Annotated in this window: 17 protein-coding genes, 2 tRNA genes and 1 riboswitch; of the genes, 2 read left to right on the top strand and 17 right to left on the bottom strand. The window is 50.9% G+C overall.

Annotation, left to right across the window (positions count from 1 at the left end; all coding sequences use genetic code 11):
* Positions 1 to 200 precede the first annotated feature (200 nt).
* Positions 201 to 1511: an NCS2 family permease gene (locus ACTHTQ_RS00995; protein ID WP_128581961.1), complete on the top strand. Its 1311-nt coding sequence runs from the start codon at positions 201 to 203 to the stop codon at positions 1509 to 1511.
* Between the two features lie 82 nt (positions 1512 to 1593).
* On the opposite strand, the gene ACTHTQ_RS00990 is transcribed toward ACTHTQ_RS00995, so the two are convergent.
* The 17 genes from ACTHTQ_RS00990 to gcvT all read right to left on the bottom strand — a co-directional run bounded on the left by ACTHTQ_RS00990 (position 1594) and on the right by gcvT (position 18951).
* Positions 1594 to 2151, bottom strand: coding sequence for a hypothetical protein (locus ACTHTQ_RS00990; RefSeq protein ID WP_003748832.1), 558 nt, complete (start codon positions 2149 to 2151; stop codon positions 1594 to 1596).
* 394 nt (positions 2152 to 2545) lie between these two features.
* Positions 2546 to 2620, bottom strand: a tRNA-Glu gene (locus ACTHTQ_RS00985).
* A gap of 12 nt (positions 2621 to 2632) precedes the next feature.
* A tRNA-Arg gene (locus ACTHTQ_RS00980) sits at positions 2633 to 2709 on the bottom strand.
* A gap of 132 nt (positions 2710 to 2841) precedes the next feature.
* Complete coding sequence (locus tag ACTHTQ_RS00975; protein WP_440362797.1) at positions 2842 to 4200, bottom strand: deoxyguanosinetriphosphate triphosphohydrolase; 1359 nt, start codon at positions 4198 to 4200, stop codon at positions 2842 to 2844.
* Between the two features lie 57 nt (positions 4201 to 4257).
* On the bottom strand, positions 4258 to 5517 hold the full coding sequence (gene rho, locus ACTHTQ_RS00970; RefSeq protein ID WP_440362796.1) for a transcription termination factor Rho: 1260 nt from the start codon (positions 5515 to 5517) through the stop codon (positions 4258 to 4260).
* 244 nt (positions 5518 to 5761) lie between these two features.
* Positions 5762 to 6664, bottom strand: coding sequence for a DMT family transporter (locus ACTHTQ_RS00965; protein WP_440362795.1), 903 nt, complete (start codon positions 6662 to 6664; stop codon positions 5762 to 5764).
* Between the two features lie 83 nt (positions 6665 to 6747).
* Complete coding sequence (locus ACTHTQ_RS00960) at positions 6748 to 8436, bottom strand: glutamine--tRNA ligase/YqeY domain fusion protein (RefSeq protein ID WP_440362794.1); 1689 nt, start codon at positions 8434 to 8436, stop codon at positions 6748 to 6750.
* Positions 8437 to 8541: 105 nt separating this feature from the next.
* A complete protein-coding gene (locus ACTHTQ_RS00955; RefSeq protein WP_440362793.1) occupies positions 8542 to 9321 on the bottom strand; it encodes a DeoR/GlpR family DNA-binding transcription regulator in 780 nt (259 codons plus the stop codon).
* Between the two features lie 72 nt (positions 9322 to 9393).
* Positions 9394 to 10107: a GntR family transcriptional regulator gene (locus ACTHTQ_RS00950; protein WP_070589703.1), complete on the bottom strand. Its 714-nt coding sequence runs from the start codon at positions 10105 to 10107 to the stop codon at positions 9394 to 9396.
* Positions 10108 to 10368: 261 nt separating this feature from the next.
* Entirely contained in the window at positions 10369 to 10788 is a 420-nt protein-coding gene (locus ACTHTQ_RS00945; RefSeq protein WP_003684499.1) for an OsmC family protein, read from the bottom strand.
* Between the two features lie 111 nt (positions 10789 to 10899).
* A complete protein-coding gene (thiD, locus tag ACTHTQ_RS00940) occupies positions 10900 to 11709 on the bottom strand; it encodes a bifunctional hydroxymethylpyrimidine kinase/phosphomethylpyrimidine kinase (RefSeq protein WP_049332169.1) in 810 nt (269 codons plus the stop codon).
* 224 nt (positions 11710 to 11933) lie between these two features.
* Positions 11934 to 14786, bottom strand: a complete 2853-nt coding sequence (gcvP, locus tag ACTHTQ_RS00935; RefSeq protein ID WP_440362792.1) for an aminomethyl-transferring glycine dehydrogenase — start codon at positions 14784 to 14786, stop codon at positions 11934 to 11936.
* Between the two features lie 81 nt (positions 14787 to 14867).
* Positions 14868 to 15992 carry a hypothetical protein gene (locus ACTHTQ_RS00930; RefSeq protein WP_440362791.1) on the bottom strand — a complete coding sequence of 375 codons (1125 nt, stop codon included), beginning with the start codon at positions 15990 to 15992 and terminating at the stop codon, positions 14868 to 14870.
* A 72-nt stretch (positions 15993 to 16064) separates the two neighbouring features.
* A complete protein-coding gene (locus tag ACTHTQ_RS00925) occupies positions 16065 to 16538 on the bottom strand; it encodes a hypothetical protein (protein WP_254323261.1) in 474 nt (157 codons plus the stop codon).
* Between the two features lie 108 nt (positions 16539 to 16646).
* The gene (locus ACTHTQ_RS00920) at positions 16647 to 17198 is read right to left on the bottom strand and encodes a DNA-3-methyladenine glycosylase I (RefSeq protein ID WP_063076670.1); all 552 of its coding nucleotides are present in this window, start codon (positions 17196 to 17198) and stop codon (positions 16647 to 16649) included.
* A gap of 106 nt (positions 17199 to 17304) precedes the next feature.
* Positions 17305 to 17703 carry a glycine cleavage system protein GcvH gene (gene gcvH, locus ACTHTQ_RS00915; protein WP_063068454.1) on the bottom strand — a complete coding sequence of 133 codons (399 nt, stop codon included), beginning with the start codon at positions 17701 to 17703 and terminating at the stop codon, positions 17305 to 17307.
* 147 nt (positions 17704 to 17850) lie between these two features.
* Entirely contained in the window at positions 17851 to 18951 is a 1101-nt protein-coding gene (gcvT, locus tag ACTHTQ_RS00910; RefSeq protein WP_440362790.1) for a glycine cleavage system aminomethyltransferase GcvT, read from the bottom strand.
* 208 nt (positions 18952 to 19159) lie between these two features.
* Positions 19160 to 19257, bottom strand: a riboswitch (glycine riboswitch).
* Between the two features lie 207 nt (positions 19258 to 19464).
* On the opposite strand from gcvT, the gene ubiB reads away from it, so the two are divergent.
* On the top strand, positions 19465 to 20976 hold the full coding sequence (gene ubiB / locus ACTHTQ_RS00905) for a ubiquinone biosynthesis regulatory protein kinase UbiB (protein WP_070589717.1): 1512 nt from the start codon (positions 19465 to 19467) through the stop codon (positions 20974 to 20976).
* Positions 20977 to 21029 lie beyond the last annotated feature (53 nt).

Below are 21029 nucleotides of genomic sequence, written 5' to 3'. Positions count from 1 at the left end.
TGTTCAGACGGCCTTTATCTTGGTTCGGCCCAGCATTATCTGATTCATGTATTTTTATTACCCGAACAAAAAGCTTTTCAGTATAATACCGCCCGAAAATTCCCTTATCTGTTGAGAAGTTAAGGCCAAAATCCGAGCTTCCGGCAGTTAAACCCGATGATGCCGTCCTTAAAACGGCTTTCCCCAAAGGAATATCTCGAATGAGTTCTTCAAATCAAAGCGTTTTGGAAAGATTATTCAACCTCAACGCCAATCAGACCAACGTCCGCACGGAAATTATGGCCGGTGTGACCACCTTCCTCGCCATGTGCTACATCATCATCGTCAATCCCCTGATTTTGGGCGAAACCGGCATGGATATGGGCGCAGTATTTGTGGCCACCTGTATCGCCTCCGCCATCGGCTGTTTCGTGATGGGCTTTGTCGGCAACTACCCGATTGCCCTCGCTCCGGGCATGGGTTTGAACGCCTACTTTACCTTTGCCGTCGTCAAAGGCATGGGCGTAGACTGGCGTGTGGCTTTGGGTGCCGTTTTCATTTCAGGCATCATTTTTATCTTGTTCAGCTTCTTTAAAGTGCGTGAAATGCTGGTCAACGCCCTGCCTATGGGCTTGAAAATGTCGATTGCCGCAGGTATCGGCCTCTTCTTGGCATTGATTGCACTCAAAGGCGCAGGCGTGATTGTGGCCAATCCTGCCACATTGGTCGGCTTGGGCGACATCCACCAGCCTACCGCCCTGCTGGCTATGGCAGGCTTTGTGATGGTAGTTGCACTTGGCCATTTCCGCGTTAAAGGCTCTATCATCATTACCATTCTGACGCTGACCGCCGTCTCCACCATCTTGGGCTTGAGCGAGTTCAAAGGCGTGGTCGGCGAAGTCCCAAGCATTGCGCCGACTTTCATGCAGATGGACTTCAAAGGCTTGTTTACCGTCAGCATGGTCAGCGTGATTTTTGTATTCTTCCTGGTTGACCTGTTTGACTCTACCGGCACATTGGTCGGCGTTTCCCACCGCGCAGGCCTGTTGCAAGACGGCAAACTGCCGCGTTTGAAACGCGCCCTGCTTGCCGACTCAACCGCCATTATCGCAGGCGCCGCCTTGGGTACTTCTTCTACCACCCCTTACGTTGAAAGCGCGGCAGGCGTTTCTGCCGGCGGCCGTACCGGCCTGACTGCCGTTACCGTCGGCGTACTGATGCTTGCCTGTCTGATTTTCTCCCCGCTGGTTCAAAGCATTCCTGCATTCGCTACCGCACCCGCCCTGCTCTATGTTGGCGCGCAAATGTTGCGCAGCGCGCGTGAAATCGATTGGGACGACATGACCGAAGCCGCACCGGCATTCCTGACCATCGTCTTCATGCCGTTTACCTACTCGATTGCCGACGGTATTGCGTTTGGCTTTATCAGCTACGCACTCATCAAACTCTTGTGCAACCGCACTCAAGACGTACCGCCTATGGTATGGATTGTCGCCGTGTTGTGGGCACTGAAATTCTGGTTCTTAGGTTAAGCCGTTCAAAAGAACAGGCCGTCTGAAAAGTTTTCAGACGGCCTGTTTTATTTTACCCAGCGTTTAAAGCTGTCGGCAAAGATTATTTTTTCACTTTTTTAGCAGCTGGTTTAGCGGCAGCTTTCGCGCCTTTATCCAATACGCAGAAACGGGTAGCGATTTGGTCAACCACTTCTTGTTTACCGTTTACTTCGGTAGTACCGCGGATAGTCAGCATGTTGCCGTCAACTTTGTCCACGTTGGCTGCAGTGGCTGCTTCAGCAATCCAAGCAACGTTGCCGCCCCAGAATGCGTTTACATCTTTGCTGCTGTCGGTAATACGGAACAGGTTTTCAGTTACTTGGCCTTTGTATTTTACTTGGGCGGCAACAACTTCGTTGCCTTTGAAGCCGTACATTACGCTCAGAGGCTCTTTGCCGTCTTTACCGCATTTGTAGTGAACTTCTTTAGTACCGTCGATAGAGTCTACTTTCAAAGTATTAGGCACTGGAGCTTGAGCTTGTTGAGCCTGAGCTTGAGTTTGTTGTTGCGCAGTAGGCGCAGCTTTAGCTTCAGGTTTGGCTTTAGAACCGCTGCTACATGCAGTCAGGGCAACAGCTGCCAAAACGGCAGGAACGATTAATTTAACATTCATATTCATAATTGACTCCCAAATGGTTTCAATAAAAAACCGGCAAACGCCGGCTGACATTTACACATTAACAGAGATATTCCGTCTTGTCTTTATCTCAGACGGCATTTTTTAAGAAAAGTTCAAATAAATATTTTTATTTTCTAAAATCAAGAAATTATAAATATGAAATCATGTAAATTCAGGTTTAGGAACTCTTAAGATGAATACTGTTGTCAATAAATCGGGTTTTGACAATGGTAAAATGAGATTGAAAAGCGCATAGAGATGACAAAATTCAGGGCAATTGATTTTACACACTTCTGTCTCTTGAGTTGCTGAGCATTTCAGACGGCCTTAGAACACAAACAGTAAATGCAATAAAAAAACGCAATCTGAAACAGATTGCGTTTTTTTTGAAAACTGGCACGCCCACGGGGAATCGAACCCCGGTTACCGCCGTGAAAGGGCGATGTCCTAACCGCTAGACGATGGGCGCGGATAAATCTTGTGGCGCACCCGGAGCGATTCGAACGCCCGACCCTCTGGTTCGTAGCCAGATACTCTATCCAACTGAGCTACGGGTGCATCCTCATCACTTCGCAAGTGCGTTGTGAATCAAGAAGACCGAATGATATAGGCTTTACTAAAGCCTGTCTACTCTTTTCACAGAAACTTTTTATATTTTTATTTAACCAATTGAAGTTAAACAATATAAAATTAACGTAAAATCCCTACTCCTGACAAATCCTGCGCCATTTTAGCGGCGGAGTTATCGGTCATGCCGCCGACAAAATCCAAAATCTTCATATAGGCCTGATACAGACTGTCTTCAGGAAGAATCGGATTGTGCTTTTTCAATAATTCCAACGCCAAAGACTGACGCGTTGCTAACTGTTTTTCTGCAATCAGGGCATAGGCGGCAGGGACGAGCAAATCTAAGATGGAGCCTAAGCATGGGAACGTGGCAATCTCGGTCAAGAGCTTGGTGTGATGGCGGAAAATCCGTGTTTGTGCCAATTCTTTCGCTTTTGCCAAAGTGTTTTGCACTTGCGGGCTGCACAGAGCAAGCAGGTCTTTGCCTTTGAATGTTCCGTCCAACAAGTCGGACTGATGCAGCATAAAGGTTTGCGCGACATCATCAATCGCCTTGCCGATCGCAATGCCGCGCAACATGGCGCAACGCTGACGGCTGGAGCTGGCGTGCCATGCGCTTTCGGCGAAGGTCAGCTCGGACAAAATACTTTCTACTTCCGTATCCGTGAGCAAATCCAATTCGACGGCATCTTCCAAATCCAGCAAGGCATAGCAAATATCGTCGGCAGCCTCCATCAAATAAGACAAAGGATGGCGCGCCCAGCTGTCTACTCCCGCGGAAACCAGCCCCAATTCGTCGGCAACTTGACGGATAAACGGCAACTCGGTTTGATAAATATTGAATTTCTTTCTGCCGTTTGGATGTTGCGTTGTCCACGGATACTTCAGCAATGCGCCGATGGCTGCCGCAGTCAGGCGCATTCCGCCTGCCTCCGGATACATTTCAAGGCTGGCGACGATACGCAGGCTATGCGCATTGCCTTCATAGGTTTGAATGTCGTTGCGTTCCGCTTCGCTTAATGTGTTCAGATAAATTTGATGTTCAGGCCGTCTGAACCAATCGCGCAAAGCATCTTCGCCTGTATGGCCAAACGGCGGATTGCCCAAATCATGTGCCAAACAGGCAACCTGCACCACGGCACCAATATCGCTGGGCGTATTGCCCTGCGGCAGAAAACCGCCGTTGTGCAACATCACGCCCACGCGGTTGCCCAAGCTCCTGCCCACGCTGGCAACTTCAACGCTGTGCGTCAGGCGGTTGTGCGTCAAGTCATGTTGCGCCAGCGGATGCACCTGAGTTTTACGGCCAAGGCGGCGGAAGGCTCCGGAAAAAACGACTCGGTCGTAGTCGATGTGAAAATCCGTACGCAAGGCATCGGCACCTTCCTGAGTCGAAGGGGTAACGGTCGGCACGATTTCGCCGTTTTTGGGACGGAAGCGTTGGGTGGACAATAAGTTTTGCCAATTCATTCGGGTATTCATAAGCGTTTCCTAAAATGAAGCAAAGGCCGTCTGAAACATATTCAGACGGCCTTATGTTTATTTACCGCGCATCAATTCAAAGAAATCGTCATTGTTTTTGGAGTCTTTGAGTTTGCCCACCAAAAACTCGGTCGCTTCGATTTCGTCCATAGGATGCAGGAATTTACGCAAGAGCCACATACGTTGCAACTGATCGTTCGGCACCAGCAATTCTTCGCGGCGCGTACCGGATTTGTTGATGCTGATGGCCGGGAACAGGCGTTTTTCTGCCATGCGGCGGTCAAGGTGCAATTCCATATTGCCCGTGCCTTTGAACTCTTCGTAAATCACGTCGTCCATGCGGCTGCCGGTTTCAACAAGCGCTGTCGCAATAATGGTAAGCGAACCGCCCTCTTCCACATTACGCGCTGCGCCGAAGAAGCGTTTCGGACGGTGCAAGGCGTTGGCATCGACACCGCCGGTCAAGATTTTGCCCGAAGTCGGCACAACGGTATTGTAGGCGCGCGCCAAACGGGTAATCGAATCCAGCAGGATGACCACGTCTTTTTTGTGTTCAACCATACGTTTGGCTTTTTCAATCACCATCTCGGCCACTTGTACATGGCGTTGCGCAGGCTCGTCAAACGTAGAGGAAACCACTTCGCCGCGTACAGAACGGCTCATTTCGGTCACTTCCTCCGGACGCTCGTCAATCAACAGGACAATCAGCTCGACATCGGGATAATTGGTGGTAATGGCGTGGGCAATGTTTTGCAACATCACGGTTTTACCGGTTTTAGGCGGCGCCACCAACAATGCACGTTGGCCTTTACCGATTGGGGAAACCAAGTCGATAGCGCGGCCGGTCAGATTCTCTTCGGCTTTGATGTCGCGCTCGAGTTTGAATTGTTCGGTTGGGAATAAAGGCGTGAGGTTTTCAAAAAGGATTTTGTGTTTGCAGACTTCGGGCTGATCGCCGTTGATGGTATCAAGGCGGACAAGTGCGAAATAACGCTCATTGTCTTTAGGCACGCGCACGCTGCCTTCGATGGTGTCACCGGTGTGTAGATTGAAGCGGCGGATTTGCGTGGGCGAAACATAAATATCATCAGGGCCGGCAAGGTAAGAAGTATCTGCGCTGCGCAAGAAACCGAAGCCGTCGGGCAGGATTTCGAGTGTACCGGAACAGGTAAAGCTGACATTCTGCTTCATCATCTGGCGGACGATGGCAAAAACGAGGTCTTGTTTGCGGAAACGGTTGGCGTTTTCAATGCCATGTTCTTCTGCCATTTCCAAGAGTTTGGAAATGTGGAGGGTTTGGAGTTCTGAAACGTGCATAGTATTGATATATTTTGAATGGTATCAGAGAGATGGCACAAAGGCCGTCTGAAAGTATGAAATCGTGCCGCAGGATACGATAGATTTTTGAGAAAGTTGAATTTTAGGCAGTTGGAGGCAGGGTGTCAAATTTTTAAATCGAACACTAAGGCCGTAACTTAGTCTTATCCTTCAATAAGATTACGGCTGGAAGTAAAGTGGCAACCGCAATCTTATTATCAAAAATCCGAGTATTTGCCCAACTTCAGACGGCCTTCTGTCCGTACCGCATCAGCGTCATGCCGCCGACTGCCGCTACACAACCTGCAACCAGCGAAATATGCAACGGTTCGCCCAAAAACCACGCCGAAGACAGTACACCGAAAATCGGCACGAGCGTAATGTACGCCGCCGCACTGCCTGCACCCAAAATCTTCACACCTTCGAAATACCACGCATATGCCAATACCGTCGCGCCGATGACCAGCCACGCCAATGCCGTCCAACCGCGCCCATCCATTGCCGCCATTGCCTCAAACGGTAATCCATCGACCCACAACGCCACCACCGACAACATCAACGCGCCGATAAGCGAAGTTGCCGCCGTTACCGTCAGCGCGTCTATACCGCGCAAAACCGCGCGACCGATTAAAGTATAAGCCGCCCAACAGACCACACAGCCGAAAATCAGCCACTCCCCCGCCTTGATGCCGCCCGACAATACCGCCAACGGCTGCCCTTGCGTGACCGCCGTTATCGCGCCACAGACCGCCAGCAACATACCCGCCAAAATCTTCGCATTTAAACGTTCGCCGAAAAGCCAAGCCGCCAGCAGCAGCGTCAGCACGGGATTCACCGCCACGACCACCGCCGCCTTACCCGCCGGCATCTCCTGCAAACCCAACATAAAAAACACCGCATAGCCGCATACCCCGACGGAAGCGGCCACCGTCAATCCCAGCCATTGCCGTGCCGACAAAGCCGCCAAAGTCGCAAACCTGCTGCGCGCAAACAACCAGCCCAACAGCAAAACCGAAGCCAGCACAAACCGAACCGCCCCGCCCGTCAGCGGCGGCAGCGACTGTCCCAGCATCCGCCCCATCGGCCAAGACGCACCCCACAACACTGCCATTCCCAGCAGTTTCAAATGTACAGAATAACGTTCCATCTCATCCCTTTATCGACAAAGGCCGTCTAAAAACCGGATTTCAAGTTTTCAGACGGCCTTTCAGTGCAGCTACTGTAAACAGATTACTTGGGCTGCCAAGAATCTTTCAGCGTTACCGTGCGGTTGAACACGGGATGCTCGGGGCTGTGGTCTTTGCGGTCGGTCACAAAATAGCCCAGACGCTCGAACTGCCAACGGCTTTCGGCGGGCAGGTTTTTGGCTGCGGGTTCGGCGTAGGCGGTGATTTCTTTGACGGACTCGGGGTTGAGGAAATCGGTAAACGGCAGGTATTCGCCGTCTTCGCCGCGCACGGCATCGGGACGCTCGACGGTAAAGAGGCGGTCGTACAGGCGGACTTTGATTTCGGCGGCGTGTTCGGCAGACACCCAGTGAATCACGCCTTTAACTTTGCGGCCTTCGGGATTTTTACCCAAGGTATCGTGGTCGATGCTGCATTTGAGTTCAACCACATTGCCTGCCGCGTCTTTTACGACTTCATCGCACTTGATGACATAGCCGTGGCGCAAACGCACTTCGCCACCGGGAATCAGGCGTTTGAAGCCTTTGGGCGGGTTTTCGCTGAAATCGTCGGCTTCGATGTAGAGCGTGGACGAAATCGGCAGTTCGCGGCTGCCCATGTCTTCGCGGTTCGGATGATAGGGCGCGGTGCGGCTTTCGGCTCGGGCTGCATCGTAGTTGGTAAGCGTTACTTTGAGCGGATTGAGCACGGCCATCATGCGCGGGGCGGAGTTTTCCAGCTCTTCGCGAACCGCACCTTCCAACACGCTCATATCGACGATGTTTTCCGATTTGGAAATACCGGCGCGTTTGGCAAACAGGCGCAGGCCTTCGGGCGTGTAGCCGCGGCGGCGCATACCGGAAATGGTCGGCATACGCGGGTCGTCCCAGCCGGAAACGTGGCCTTCTGAAACCAGTTGGTTCAGCTTGCGTTTGGAGGTGATGGAATACAAAAGCTCCAAACGGGAAAACTCGTATTGGCGCGGACGGGTGGCGTGCGGCGCGGGGATGTTGTCCAACACCCAGTCGTACAGCGGGCGATGGGCTTCAAATTCGAGCGTACACAAGGAATGCGTGATGCCTTCGATGGCATCGGAAATGCAATGCGTGTAGTCGTACATCGGGTAGATGCACCATTTGTCGCCGGTGTTGTGGTGATGGGCACGGCGGATGCGGTAGATGACGGGGTCACGCATATTGATGTTGCCTGATGCCATGTCGATTTTCAGGCGCAGGGTTTTGCTGCCGTCGGGAAACTCGCCGTTTTTCATGCGTGTGAACAGGTTGAGGTTTTCTTCGACGCTGCGGTCGCGGTAAGGGCTGTTTTTGCCCGCTTCGGTCAGCGTGCCGCGGTATTCGCGCATTTCTTCGGGCGTCAAATCATCGACATACGCTTTGCCGTCTTTGATCAAACCAACGGCGTAGTCGTAAAGCTGGTCGAAATAGTTGGAAGCGAAACGCGGCTCGCCCGCCCAATGGAAACCGAGCCACTCGACGTCTTCTTTGATGGCGTTGACGTATTCGTCGTTTTCCTTTTCGGGGTTGGTATCGTCGAAACGCAGGTTGCACAAGCCGTCGTAAATATACGCCAAACCGAAGTTCAGGCAGATGGATTTGGCGTGGCCGATGTGCAGGTAGCCGTTGGGTTCGGGCGGGAAGCGGGTTTGGATGGCTTTGTGCTTGCCGCTTTTGAGGTCTTCTTCGATGATGGTGCGGATGAAATGGTTGTCCGCGAATTGGTCTTTATTCAACATAATATTTCTTTGATGGGAAAATGATTTTCTGTTTTCAGACGGCCTGAGCATTCAATCAGGCCGTCTGAAAGGAATGGAATGATGGCTCAATTGTACCCGACTTGGCTACTTTGATACAGGGTCGGCAACCTGCCACGCCACGCCGCGCTCGTTTAGGGTTTTCTGCATGGCAGCGGATGGTGGGCGGTCGGTAAACAGCTTATCAAATGCGCCGATATCGCCCAGTCTGACCAAGGCATTGCTATTGAATTTGCTGTGATCGACGCCAAGATAGCGCACGCGGGCATTGTTCACCATTGCCTGCATCACGCTGACTTCCTTGTAATCGTCATCCAAAAGCGAGCCGTCGTTTTCTATGCCGTGGGTACTCATGATGGCATAGTCGACTTTGAATTGGTTGATGAAATCGACGGTTGCCACGCCGGTAATACCGCCATCCAAGGGACGGACCACGCCAGAAGCGATGATGACCGTGTAGTCGGTACGTGCCGCAGTGATGGAGGCGGCGTAGATGTTGTTGGTGATAATCCGCAAGTTTTTACGCTGCCTGACCAACTCGGCGGCAACGGCTTCCATGGTGGTGCCGATGCTGATAAACAGCGAGGCATTGTCGGGAATGGTGGAAGCAATCAGACGGGCAATGGCGTTTTTTTCCTGCTGCTGATGGTTACGCCGCTCCTGCCCTGCCGTTACGACTGAAACGTCGCCCAAAGATGCGCCGCCATGATAACGTTTAAGCTGTCCGGTCTCGCTCAACTCCTGCACATCGCGGCGTATGGTTTGCGGCGTAACATCCAAATTTACCGCCAATGCTTCCACCGTCATAAAGTTATGTTCGCGGACAAGGGTGAGGATATGTTCGTGTCTTTGGATTTTTGGTTTCATGGAGTTTCGTTTTGTAGGGATAAACCAATGGCCGTCTAAATATTTCAGACGGCCTTGTTATTGTCAAACCGATTACATCTCGAGTTTCTGTTCCAAGCGTTCCATACACGCGCCCAAATGGCGGCGCATAACTTTGGTCACACGGTTGCGCTTGCCTGCCAGCAACAAATCGAGGATTTCTCGGTGTTCATGGTGCGAATTGGAATCGATGTTGCGCTTTTCTTTGCGAAGCGGATCGGAAACGGCCACAATCAATGAAGAGCGCGCGCACAAGGTATTCATGATTTCAAACAAGACATTATTATCCAACAGCCGCGCCAATTCGACATGGAAGGCATTGGACAGGCGGTTCCAACCCACGCGGTCGCCGCTTTCGGAGGCTGCGCCCTCTTGCTCAATCATGGCGTAAAGCGGTTGCAGACGCGTTTCCAAATCAGGCATATCAATGAGGACGCTCAGAATCATGCTTTCCATTTCGATACGCGTGTTGAACACGTCTTTCATTTCTTTCAAGTCCGGCACATGGACAAATGCGCCGCGGTTGGGCTGCAAATCGACGATTTTATCGTGCGCCAAAAGCGACAATGCGCCACGCACGGTATTGCGCGAGCAAACCATTTGTCGGCAAAGCTCGGACTCGGTCAGTTTTTTGCCCGGCAACAGCAGATGGTCGGTAATGCCGTCCAAAATCAATGCGTACACGCGGAAGAGTTCCGAATCGTGACGCTCTTCCAAAATAAGCGATGAAGTTGCAGGCGCAACGTTGGTATTATTTTCGTAATCCATAATGTTTCCCCAGTATCCGTATTAAGGCGCAAGCGTTTACAAACCTGCATCTTTCGGGGTTGTTTAAAATATAATTAAAAATTGTTGACAATGTTAAACGAAACTTGCACAATGAGATCAACAAGCCAAGTTATAAAGGCTGATAGAGAGAGAGAAAAAGGAATAAAAAGCAAGCAGATATATTCATGTTAATGCGTGAATATATCTGCTTTTTTTGTGGGTAGCCGGTTCACGCTCCAACACGCCCACCCTGAAACTGTCCTATTCTGTTTCAACTATCTCGAAGCTGTGGCTCATTTTTGCCGCTTTGCCCAGCATAATCGATGCGGAACAATATTTTTCGGCAGACATCTGTACGGCGCGTTCAATCGCGCTTTCTTGCAAACCTCGACCATACACTTTGAAATGGATATGGATTTCGGTAAACACGCGCGGCGCAGTGTCGGCGCGTTTGGCAGTCACTTCGGCACGGCAGTCGGTGATTTTTTGGCGTTGTTTCTCGGCAATCATCACGACATCGATGCTGGAACAGCCCGCTACACCCAACAACAGCATTTCCATCGGGCTGGGGCCGCGTTTGACTTCGCCTTCAGCCGCCGCGCCTTCCATCACAACGCTGTGTCCGTTTGCCGTTGTACCGACGAAGCACATTCCGTCTATCCATTTTGAGGTAACTTGCATGATGTCTTTTTTATCCGTAAAAGCATTAATCTGATATTGTAAACAATTTCAAGTGATAAACCTAGTCAGGCCGTCTGAAAAATACAATCAATTACAATCGGCCTAAACGCATTATTCGTCCCGATACGCCCAGTGGTTGACCGGCCCGTGCCCTGCCCCGATGCCCAAAGGATGGGAAATGGCGGCGGCAATATAGTTTTTTGCCGTTTGAACCGCCTCGGGTACGCTAAACCCTTTTGCCAACTCGGCTGTGATGCAGGCAGAAAACGTGCAGCCCGTGCCATGTGTATGCGGCGTTGGGAAACGTTTGCTGTTCAGTTCGATGGTCTCGTATGGCGTAAACAGCCAGTCGGTGCAATATTCGCTTTGGCTGTCGGCAAGATGGCCGCCTTTAATCACCACATTTTTCACGCCCCAATCCTGAAGAATTTTGGCGGCGCGTTCCGCATCTTGGCGGTTTTCAATATTGATACCCGTCAATGCCTGTGCTTCGGGCAGATTGGGGGTCAATACGTCCGTATGCGGCAGCAGCAGGCGTTTCATGGCTTCGACGGCTGAATTTTCCAACAACGGCGCGCCACCTTTGGCAATCATGACCGGATCCAACACGCGTTTACCGAAATCGCATTCGGCGGTTTGTTCTGCCACGCATTCGATGATTTCCGCCGTACCCAGCATGCCGATTTTATAAGCGCGGATTTGGAAATCCTCCTGAATCGCGGCAATTTGCGCGGCAATCATGTCGGTCGGTATCGGATGCACTGCCGATACGCCCAAAGTATTTTGTGCGGTAACCGCTGTCAGTACGCTGGTACCGAACACGCCCCGCATCTGAAACGTCTTCAAATCCGCCTGTATGCCCGCGCCGCCGCCGGAATCTGAACCGGCAATCGTCAACGTTTGAATAAAAAGTTCATCCATCGTGTCCTCCTGTTTTTCAGACGGCCTTTTGCTTATCGTTATGAGAAGCCGTTTGGTCTTATTCGCAAGCAAAGGCATTCGCCGTCTATCTTTCCGAATGCCTTATCCGTTGTTTTACCAAAAACAAATGTATGTTCTCGGGCGAAATATCTTAACAAACAAAAGGCCGTCTGAAAACTATTTTCATTTTCAGACGGCCTGTTCAATTTTAAACCTATTCAGGCTTAATCTTCGTATGCGTCAATCGGCAAGCAGGAGCAAACCAGATTGCGGTCACCATACACTTCATCTACCCGTTTCACGCTCGGCCAGAATTTGTGTTCGCGGACAAACGGCAACGGGAAGACGGCTTCTTCGCGGGAGTACGGATGCGCCCATTCGCCGGTTACGTCGGATGCAGTATGCGGAGCGTTGATCAGCGGATTGTCTTCTTTTGGCCATTCGCCGCACTCGACTTTCAACACTTCCTGTTTGATTTGTTTCAGGGCGGCGATGAAGCGGTCGAGTTCGGCTTTGCTTTCGCTCTCGGTCGGCTCAATCATCAGCGTACCGGCAACGGGGAAGGAAACCGTCGGCGCGTGGAAGCCATAGTCCATCAGGCGTTTGGCGATGTCGGTTTCGGTAATGCCGCTTTCGGCTTTAAGCGGACGCAAATCGACGATACATTCATGCGCAACGCGGCCGTTTTTGCCTGTGTACAGAATCGGATAGTCTTCGCTCAAACGTTTTGCGACGTAGTTGGCGTTGAGCAATGCCCAGCGCGTTGCCTGCTCCATGCCTTGTTTGCCCATCATGGTCAGGTACATCCAGGTAATCGGCAGGATGGACGCAGAACCATATGCTGCGGCAGCCACGGCAGTTTGATCGGCACTGGCATTGTGCATATCGGTCACCACATGGCCTGGTGCGAACGGAGCCAAATGGGCTTTCAAGCCAATCGGACCTATGCCCGGGCCGCCGCCGCCGTGAGGGATACAGAAGGTTTTGTGCAGGTTCATGTGCAACACGTCCGCACCGACTTCGGCAGGCTGCATGATGCCGATTTGGGCGTTGAGGTTGGCGCCGTCCATGTAAACCTGTCCGCCGTTTTCGTGAATAATGCGGCAGATGTCGCGGATGCCTTCTTCGTACACGCCGTGGGTGGACGGATAGGTAATCATGATGGCGGACAAGGCGTCGCGGTGTTGCTCGGCTTTGGCTTTCAAATCGTCAATGTTGACGTTGCCGTGTTCGTCGGTGTCGACAACGACGACTTTCAAACCGAGCATGGCCGCAGTCGCAGGGTTGGTACCGTGGGCTGATTTTGGAATCAGACAGATGTTGCGGTGTCCCTCGCCGTTGGCTTCTTGGTAACGGCGGATGGAGAGCATACCGCTGTATTCGCCCTGTGCGCCGGAGTTGGGCTGGAAGGAAATCGCGTCAAAACCGGTGATGGCTTTCAGGCTGTTTTCCATATCGGCAAGCAATTCGCGGTAGCCGGCAGTTTGCGCTTCGGGAGCGTAAGGATGGATGTCGGTGAACTCAGCCCAAGTAATCGGCAACATTTCCGCAGTCGCGTTGAGTTTCATGGTGCAGCTGCCCAATGAAATCATGCTGCGGTTCATCGCCAAGTCGCGGTCTTCGAGTTTTTTCAGGTAGCGCAACATTTCGTGTTCGGTGTGGTAACTGTTGAACACAGGATGTTGCAGAATGTCGTCCTGACGCAGCAATTCGACGTTCAGACGGCCTTTGACATCATCGGCAAATGTGAATGTATCCTTGCCGGTAAACGCGCGGTACAAATCGACCAAATCTTCGTATGCCGACGTTTCATGGAATGCAGCCGCAACTTGAGTATCGTTGACGCGGCGCAGGTTGTAACCCGACTCCAAAGCAGCGGCAAACACTTGGTCTGCTTTCTCTTTGCTGCCGAAATCAACGGTAACGGTATCGAAGAAGACTTTGTGAACCACATTCAGGCCGTCTGAAACCAGCGCATCGGCAAAGGCAGAAGCCAGCGCATGAATGCGGTTGGCAATGCGTTTCACACCTTCAGGGCCGTGGTAAACGGCATACATACCGGCCAAGTTCGCCAGCAATGCCTGTGCGGTACAAATATTGGATGTCGCTTTTTCGCGGCGGATGTGTTGCTCGCGGGTGGACAACGCCATGCGCAAGGCAGGTTTGCCCGATGCGTCTTTGGATACGCCGATGATGCGACCCGGAGCAGAACGCTTGAACTCGTCTTTAAACGCGAAATAAGCAGCGTGCGGACCGCCGAAACCCATCGGCACGCCGAAGCGTTGGGTGTTGCCCAATGCAATGTCCGCGCCCAATTCGGCAGGTGATTTCAGCAAAACCAAGCTCATGATGTCGGCGGCAACGGCCACGATTGTGCCTTTGGTTTTCAGACGACCTATAACATTCTGCAAGTCTTGTACGTCGCCGTCTTTACCGACATATTGGAACAGCGCGCCGAAGTATTCGCCTTCATCCACTTGGGCAAAATCGCCGACCACCAGTTCAAAGCCGAAATATTTGGCGCGGGTTTTCATCACGTCCAAAGTTTGCGGATACACGCGCGCATCCACAAAGAAACGCTCGGATTTCACTTTGCCCACGCGATGCGCCATCGCCATCGCTTCGGCGGCGGCGGTCGCCTCGTCCAACAAAGACGCGCCTGCCACAGGGAAACCGGTCAAATCGATGCACACCTGCTGGAAGTTCAACAACGCTTCCAAACGCCCCTGCGCGATTTCCGCCTGATACGGCGTATAGGCGGTGTACCAGCCTGGATTTTCCAATACGTTGCGCAAAATCACGTTCGGCACGCGGGTCGGGTAATAGCCCAAGCCGATATAGGACTTGTTGATTACGTTTTTCGACGCAATGCCTTTCAATTTCGCCAACGCGTCCGCCTCGGTCAGGGCTTCGGGCAGGTCGAGTTCGGACGGCATACGGATACTTTGCGGCACAGTGTTCGCAACAAAATCGTCCATGCTTTTCTCGCCCAGCGCGTCCAGCAACGCCGCCTCATCGCCAAAACTCAAATGCCGCGCGGCAAATTCGTTGGGGTTGAACAGTTCTGACAGTTTCATTTCTACTCCTTTGGGTTTGTCGTTATGCCGTCGCTTCGGACGGCGGATTGGGGTTTCAGACGACGTTTGACCTGAAAGCCATCAGGACAAACTCATGCCCCGCGATTGGGATTGCGCCAACTGCCTTTGCTGCGCTTCGTATTCAAACTGTCGTGCCGTTTCCTGTACTTTGGCAAGGCTCTCCTCTATCGGTGTAGATATGGCTTCAGCCATATCCACCGCAGCCTTTCTCAATTCGAGGGCTTTGTGTCCGATAAGAATCTGACCGTCGTCTTTGATGTTTATCATCGATACGCCACGCATATGGTTTGCGTAACCAACCGCTGCCATCGACATGGCGATGTTGTCCAAATTTTTTTCGTCGTAGGGGATATTCTTCATCTGACAGAACTCGGTAAAAATCTGTCTGCCCTGATGGTAGATGTTTTGCGCAAATTGGGGCATATCCTCAATTTGCAGGGAAGGGCTGACACTTTCCAACTGTGCGTATTGATACCGTAAATCCTGCTCATTTTCCGCCACCCTGCACCCAACTTTTTCCTTTATGCCTTCCCATGCTTTCTTATCATTTAAAAGTTCCTTAGTCGTCGGCAGTTTACCAAATGCCTTTTCACAGCTCGGTTCTGGATTGTTCCGCCGTTTATTTAAAGGTGTATTCAATTCACTGCTCTCAAATCCTTTCTGATTGGGTATTTTATCCAACTCGTCCATATTCGGACGGACTTTTACCTCTCCTTCATAATTCTTGTTACCAATCCAACTTCTAGGATTCCAGATAGACCGCTTGGGATTATAAATTTCAGCATAAGCCAACCCTCCGTAGAGGAAATCAACACAACTGTTATTTACTCCGTTGTAGTCGGTTGCATCAAATTTACCCAGCATAGGATTTTGACCGTAATTCAACAGTTTTTTATATTGCTGCTCCGATATTTCTAAAGTTCGTTCATAAATCGGATTTTGATATTTTTTAAACTCATCTTTTTTGACCTCTCCCAATCCGAAAGCCTCCCCCTCCTTTTTCGGAGCAAAACCGAAACCTTTTGTACCAGCCGCTGTTCCGTCACTAACTTTATAATATAGATGACCAACTACGGAATGGTCTTGTTTATTACTTCCTGGCAATAACAAAGGACTACCGTCTTCTTTAGTTAAGGGAGTACCTGGAGCTGCTACATAAACTGTTACCGTATATCTTTTCTTCATAATAATCCTCCTAGAGTTTGGTTGAATAATTCTATTCTATAGAACAGAACTCAAAATCAATACTTAATACTTTTATTTTATATCCAAATAAATCAAAAATAACAAAAAAGGTATTGAGAAGTTGAAAGCAAATGAAATAATAACTTTCCCTACGAAAGGAATTTTCTGCCATCTTTTATACAACCGATTTGTTTTCCGTTTAATTAAAAACACTCCAATTAGGGAATTCAAAAAAAACAATACACCCATAAACCAATAAATAAATATTGAAAAATCATTTACCCTTCCCGCCAAACCAAGAATAAGTAAAAACCACATTGTTGCCGACCACATAGCACCTATTGCTGGAGCAGATCCAGCAAAAACATATGGAAGAAAAGCCATCAATATCGGGATATAACTTAAAAAAGACAATTCAATACTATATTTATCAACGAATCCATCAAGCCACAAACATATTAAAAAATAAGAAATAATATTTAAAACTAAGATACCTAAGAATCTTTTATTTTTATAATACATACTTGAAAGATTATATTCCATCATAACCGTTAAACTCCTATTCTCTATTTACAGAGTAAAATCTTTGCTTATTGAACGTTATAGCAATCTGATACCCCTACTCTAACTGCCTGCCCCCACTGCTGACAAGTTTCAGACGACCTCTGCCCATTTCGGATTTAGTGCCGAAATTTCACGGTAAACGGGGCAGGTTTCGACGTGCGCGCCTTTGAGGTAGCCCGTACTCATCAGAAATTCGCCGACGATTTCGCCGCCGACGAATTTGAAGTGTTTTTTAAAAAGTTTGACCCATTCGTTTTTTTCACGCGGATGGTGGGCGTCGAGCCAGTTTTTGAACGAACCGTATTCCTGCTGCAACTGTTTGATTTTTTGTGCGTTGTGGATGGCGGCATTGATTTTCAGGCGGTTGCGGACGATGCCTGCATCGGCAAGCAGCCGCTCAATATCGGCTTCGTCAAATGCGGCGACCGTCTCGATGTCGAAACCTTTAAATGCCGTCTGAAATGCCTGCTGCTTCTTCAGCATCAGCGTCCAGCTCAATCCTGCCTGATTGATTTCCAACACCAGCCGCTCAAACAATTCATTGTCGTCCTCAATCGGAAAACCGTATTGCGTGTCGTGATAATGTTGGTTGGGGTTGTCCGTATCGTCGGGTAGCGTGGCGACAAATTCGCAGTAATTCATGTTTATTGAGGAAAAATTGAAACAAAGGCCGTCTGAAAGTATTTTCAGACGACCTAAGACCTGCACCATCAAACAGGCGCAAAACCTGTTTGGATGTTTGCAAAAATCAAGCTACTTCGCCTGCGTATTGTTCGGCAGTCAGCAGACCGTCGTAATCGGCAGGGTTGGCAGGTTTGATTTTGAAGAACCAGCCTGCGCCGTAAGGGTCGCTGTTGGCAGTTTCCGGCGCGCTTGGCAAATCTTCGTTGACGGCAACGATTTCGCCTGCAATCGGCGCGTATACGTCAGATGCGGCTTTTACAGACTCAACCACACCGGCTTGCTCTTCGGCAGCCAGGTTTGCGCCGACTTCTGGCAGCTCGACAAACACGATGTCGCCCAACAGCTCTTGCGCGTGATGGGTAATGCCGACGGTGATGGTGCCGTCTTCTTCAAGGCGCAGCCATTCGTGGCTGGCAACGTATTTCAGTTCTGCTGGGATGTTGCTCATGGTTTGATACTCCATTGATAGAGGGTTATTTTCAGACGGCATCTGCATGAATCAATATCCACAGATGCCTTGTTCAATGTTTTCTACAAACGTCCGTATCGGACGACAATTAAAACCTGCTTTCAGACGGCCTTTAACAAATAAAGGCCGTCTGAACCGATATTAATCAAACTGTTTTTGACCGTTGCGGACAAACGGCAGCTTCAGTACGCGCACGTCCACTTCTTTACCGCGCATCAGCACTTTGGCGGTATCGCCGTCAAAGTCTTTCGGTACGCGCGCGATGGCGATGGATTGTTTCAGGCTTGGAGAGAATACGCCGCTGGTGGTTTCACCTTGGCCTTTGTCGGTCAACACTTCCATATGCGCACGCAGGATGCCGCCTTTGTCGAGCAGCAAACCGACCTGTTTGACGGCAACGCCTTTTTCTTTCAATGCCAGCAAGGCGGCTTTACCGACGAAGTCGCGGCTTTCATCTTTCAAGTCAACGGTCCAACCCATGCCTGCTTCGAGCGGGCTGGTATTGTCGTCCATATCGTTGCCATAGAGGTTCATACCGGCTTCCATGCGCAGGGTGTCGCGTGCGCCGAGGCCGCAAGGCTGTACGCCTGCTGCTTGCAGGGCTTTGAAGAATGCGACGGCTTCAGTGCCGGGCAGGATGACTTCGACGCCGTCTTCACCGGTGTAGCCGGTGCGGGCGACAAACCAGTCGTTGCCCAAGTCTGCACCTTGGAACGGTTTGAGGCCGCGAATCACGTCTGCCCATTCAGGTTTGACGGTCAGGAGTTTTTCGATGGCTTTCGGGCCTTGTACGGCAAGCATGCCGAGGTCGTAGCGCGGATTGAAGGCAACGCCGAACTCTTGTCCGACTTTGTGGAATTGCGCCGTATCTTTTTCACGGGTCGCGCCGTTGGACACGATGCGGTATTGGGTTTCGGCTTCATTGGTGCGGTAAACGATTAAGTCGTCAATCACGCCGCCGTTGTCGTTGAGCAAAGCGGAATAAAGGGCTTTGCCGACAAAAGCGAGTTTGGCGACATCGTTGGCAATCAATTTGCGGAAAAAGGCTTTGGCATTTGCGCCCGCTACGTCGGTAACGAGCATATGGGATACATCAAACATACCGGCGTCGGTGCGCACGGCTTCGTGTTCGGCGATTTGTGAACCATAATGGATGGGCAGCTCCCAGCCGGCAAAATCGACCAGCTTCGCGCCTGCATCTTGATGGGCTTGGTGGAACGGGGTGGTTTTCAGGGCAGTCATTCTCAGCTTCTCCGGATTTATTGTTCAGATGCCGTCCGCACAAGATGCGCGGAAGACCCTATCTGTCCTTGAACCTGAGATTTTCGGCCGTATCCGCTTGACGGCAAACCAGTCTGCTCACTGCTTTGCGCGGTTGTCTGAATGGTGGTTCAGACGGCCTTCTCCCCTTCGGTGGACGTTATTCCAACGCCGCTCTCCAGATTGTTTGTTTCAATGTGCAGTCCCTGATACCTGAGCGATTTAAGGGTGTCTGCGCCTTCGGTGGTTACATTGTAGTTGGATGTAACACTCTCCTGCACATTTCCCGATTATGTCTTGAATCGGCGGTTTGGGCAAGTAGCCGACGAATATTTATGATGTGAATATTCGTCTTTTTATTGAGGCGGCAAAACCTTAGCCTTTATAAAATTGTTAGCCATGCGGCAAATGTTTTTGCAAAAGTCCCAGGCCGTCTGAAGCCCTTGGCCGTTTTTCCTATATAATTCTGTTTTTTTCGATTTATCTGCGTCCATCATGAACCGCCTCAAACGCATTAAAACCATCCTCTGCACGCTCTACCGCTACCGCCTTGCCGAGCTGATTGCCTCGCTGGTCCGTCCGGGTTGGGCGCGGACTTTCCTCAATATGCTGCCGCAGTCGTCCAAGTTCAAACACGAGACGCCTGCCGTGCGCCTGCGTTTGGCGTTGGAAAGCCTGGGGCCGATTTTCATCAAATTCGGACAGGTATTGTCCACGCGTCCCGATTTGATTCCGCACGATTACGCGGTCGAACTGGCAAGGCTGCAAGACAAAGTGCCTCCGTTTGACGCGCAGCTTTCGCGCTCACAAATCGAAAAATCTTTGGGCCAATCCATCGACACTTTATACGCGGAATTTGAAACCGAGCCTGTCGCCAGCGCATCCATCGCCCAAGTACACAAAGCCCGCCTGCATTCAGGCGAACAGGTTGCAGTGAAAGTCTTGCGCCCCAACCTTTTGCCCGTTATCGAACAGGATTTGTCGCTGATGCGCTTTGGCGCAGGCTGGGTGGAACGTTTGTTTTCAGACGGCAAGCGTTTGAAGCCGCGCGAAGTGGTGGCCGAATTTGACAAATACCTGCACGACGAATTGGACTTGATGCGCGAAGCCGCCAATGCCAGCCAACTCGGACGTAATTTCCAAAACAGCGATATGCTGATTGTGCCGAAGGTGTTTTACGATTACTGCACCAGCGACGTGCTGACCATCGAATGGATGGACGGCACGCCGGTATCCGATATTGCCAAACTCAAAGCCGACGGCATTGATTTGCACAAACTTGCCGATTACGGCGTGGAAATCTTCTTCACGCAAGTTTTCCGAGATGGCTTTTTCCATGCGGATATGCACCCCGGCAATATTTTGGTCGCCGCCGACAACCGCTACATCGCCCTCGATTTCGGCATCGTCGGTACACTGACCGACTACGACAAACGCTATCTCGCCATCAACTTCCTCGCCTTCTTCAACCGCGATTACCACCGCGTCGCCACCGCCCATATCGAATCGGGCTGGGTGCCTGCCGACACGCGTGCGGAAGAATTGGAAGCCGCCGTCCGCGCCGTGTGCGAGCCTGTGTTCAACAAACCAATTTCGCAGATTTCCTTCGGCTTGGTGCTGATGCGCCTGTTTGAAGTCAGCCGCCGCTTCAATGTCGAAATCCAACCGCAGCTGGTATTGCTGCAAAAAACGCTGCTCAACATCGAAGGCTTGGGCCGCCAGCTTGATCCCGATTTGGACTTGTGGAAAACCGCCAAACCGTTTTTGGTGCGCTGGATGAACGAACAAGTCGGCCCCAAAGCCCTTTGGCGCAACCTCAAAAACGAAGCCCCCGACTGGGCGCAAATCATCCCCTCCCTGCCGCGCAAAATCAGTGCGCTGATTGATGAAAACCGCCAACAGGAAATGCGCGATGCCTATGTGCATCTGGTCAAAGTACAGCAACGCCAAAGCCTGTGGCTGGGTGTGATTGCGGTTGTTTTGCTGCTGATTTTGCTGTTTAAATAAACCGTAATACAGCTTTAAACGACATAACAAAGGCCGTCTGAAATTTAGTTTTC

The sequence above is a fragment of the Neisseria sp. P0020.S003 genome (genome assembly GCF_051957095.1).
Taxonomy (GTDB): domain Bacteria; phylum Pseudomonadota; class Gammaproteobacteria; order Burkholderiales; family Neisseriaceae; genus Neisseria; species Neisseria subflava.
The sequence above is the reverse complement of the archived record's forward strand: the minus strand, read 5'-3'. Positions and strand labels throughout refer to the sequence as shown.

Bases quoted from the DNA above. Each gene is read 5' to 3' on its own strand.
- ACTHTQ_RS00995 (WP_128581961.1), top strand. From the start codon at position 201: ATGAGTTCTTCAAATCAAAGCGTTTTGGAAAGATTATTCAACCTCAAC.
- ACTHTQ_RS00990 (WP_003748832.1), bottom strand. From the start codon at position 2,151: ATGAATATGAATGTTAAATTAATCGTTCCTGCCGTTTTGGCAGCTGTT.
- ACTHTQ_RS00975 (WP_440362797.1), bottom strand. From the start codon at position 4,200: ATGAATACCCGAATGAATTGGCAAAACTTATTGTCCACCCAACGCTTC.
- rho (WP_440362796.1), bottom strand. From the start codon at position 5,517: ATGCACGTTTCAGAACTCCAAACCCTCCACATTTCCAAACTCTTGGAA.
- ACTHTQ_RS00965 (WP_440362795.1), bottom strand. From the start codon at position 6,664: ATGGAACGTTATTCTGTACATTTGAAACTGCTGGGAATGGCAGTGTTG.
- ACTHTQ_RS00960 (WP_440362794.1), bottom strand. From the start codon at position 8,436: ATGTTGAATAAAGACCAATTCGCGGACAACCATTTCATCCGCACCATC.
- ACTHTQ_RS00955 (WP_440362793.1), bottom strand. From the start codon at position 9,321: ATGAAACCAAAAATCCAAAGACACGAACATATCCTCACCCTTGTCCGC.
- ACTHTQ_RS00950 (WP_070589703.1), bottom strand. From the start codon at position 10,107: ATGGATTACGAAAATAATACCAACGTTGCGCCTGCAACTTCATCGCTT.
- ACTHTQ_RS00945 (WP_003684499.1), bottom strand. From the start codon at position 10,788: ATGCAAGTTACCTCAAAATGGATAGACGGAATGTGCTTCGTCGGTACA.
- thiD (WP_049332169.1), bottom strand. From the start codon at position 11,709: ATGGATGAACTTTTTATTCAAACGTTGACGATTGCCGGTTCAGATTCC.
- gcvP (WP_440362792.1), bottom strand. From the start codon at position 14,786: ATGAAACTGTCAGAACTGTTCAACCCCAACGAATTTGCCGCGCGGCAT.
- ACTHTQ_RS00930 (WP_440362791.1), bottom strand. From the start codon at position 15,992: ATGAAGAAAAGATATACGGTAACAGTTTATGTAGCAGCTCCAGGTACT.
- ACTHTQ_RS00925 (WP_254323261.1), bottom strand. From the start codon at position 16,538: ATGATGGAATATAATCTTTCAAGTATGTATTATAAAAATAAAAGATTC.
- ACTHTQ_RS00920 (WP_063076670.1), bottom strand. From the start codon at position 17,198: ATGAATTACTGCGAATTTGTCGCCACGCTACCCGACGATACGGACAAC.
- gcvH (WP_063068454.1), bottom strand. From the start codon at position 17,703: ATGGAGTATCAAACCATGAGCAACATCCCAGCAGAACTGAAATACGTT.
- gcvT (WP_440362790.1), bottom strand. From the start codon at position 18,951: ATGACTGCCCTGAAAACCACCCCGTTCCACCAAGCCCATCAAGATGCA.
- ubiB (WP_070589717.1), top strand. From the start codon at position 19,465: ATGAACCGCCTCAAACGCATTAAAACCATCCTCTGCACGCTCTACCGC.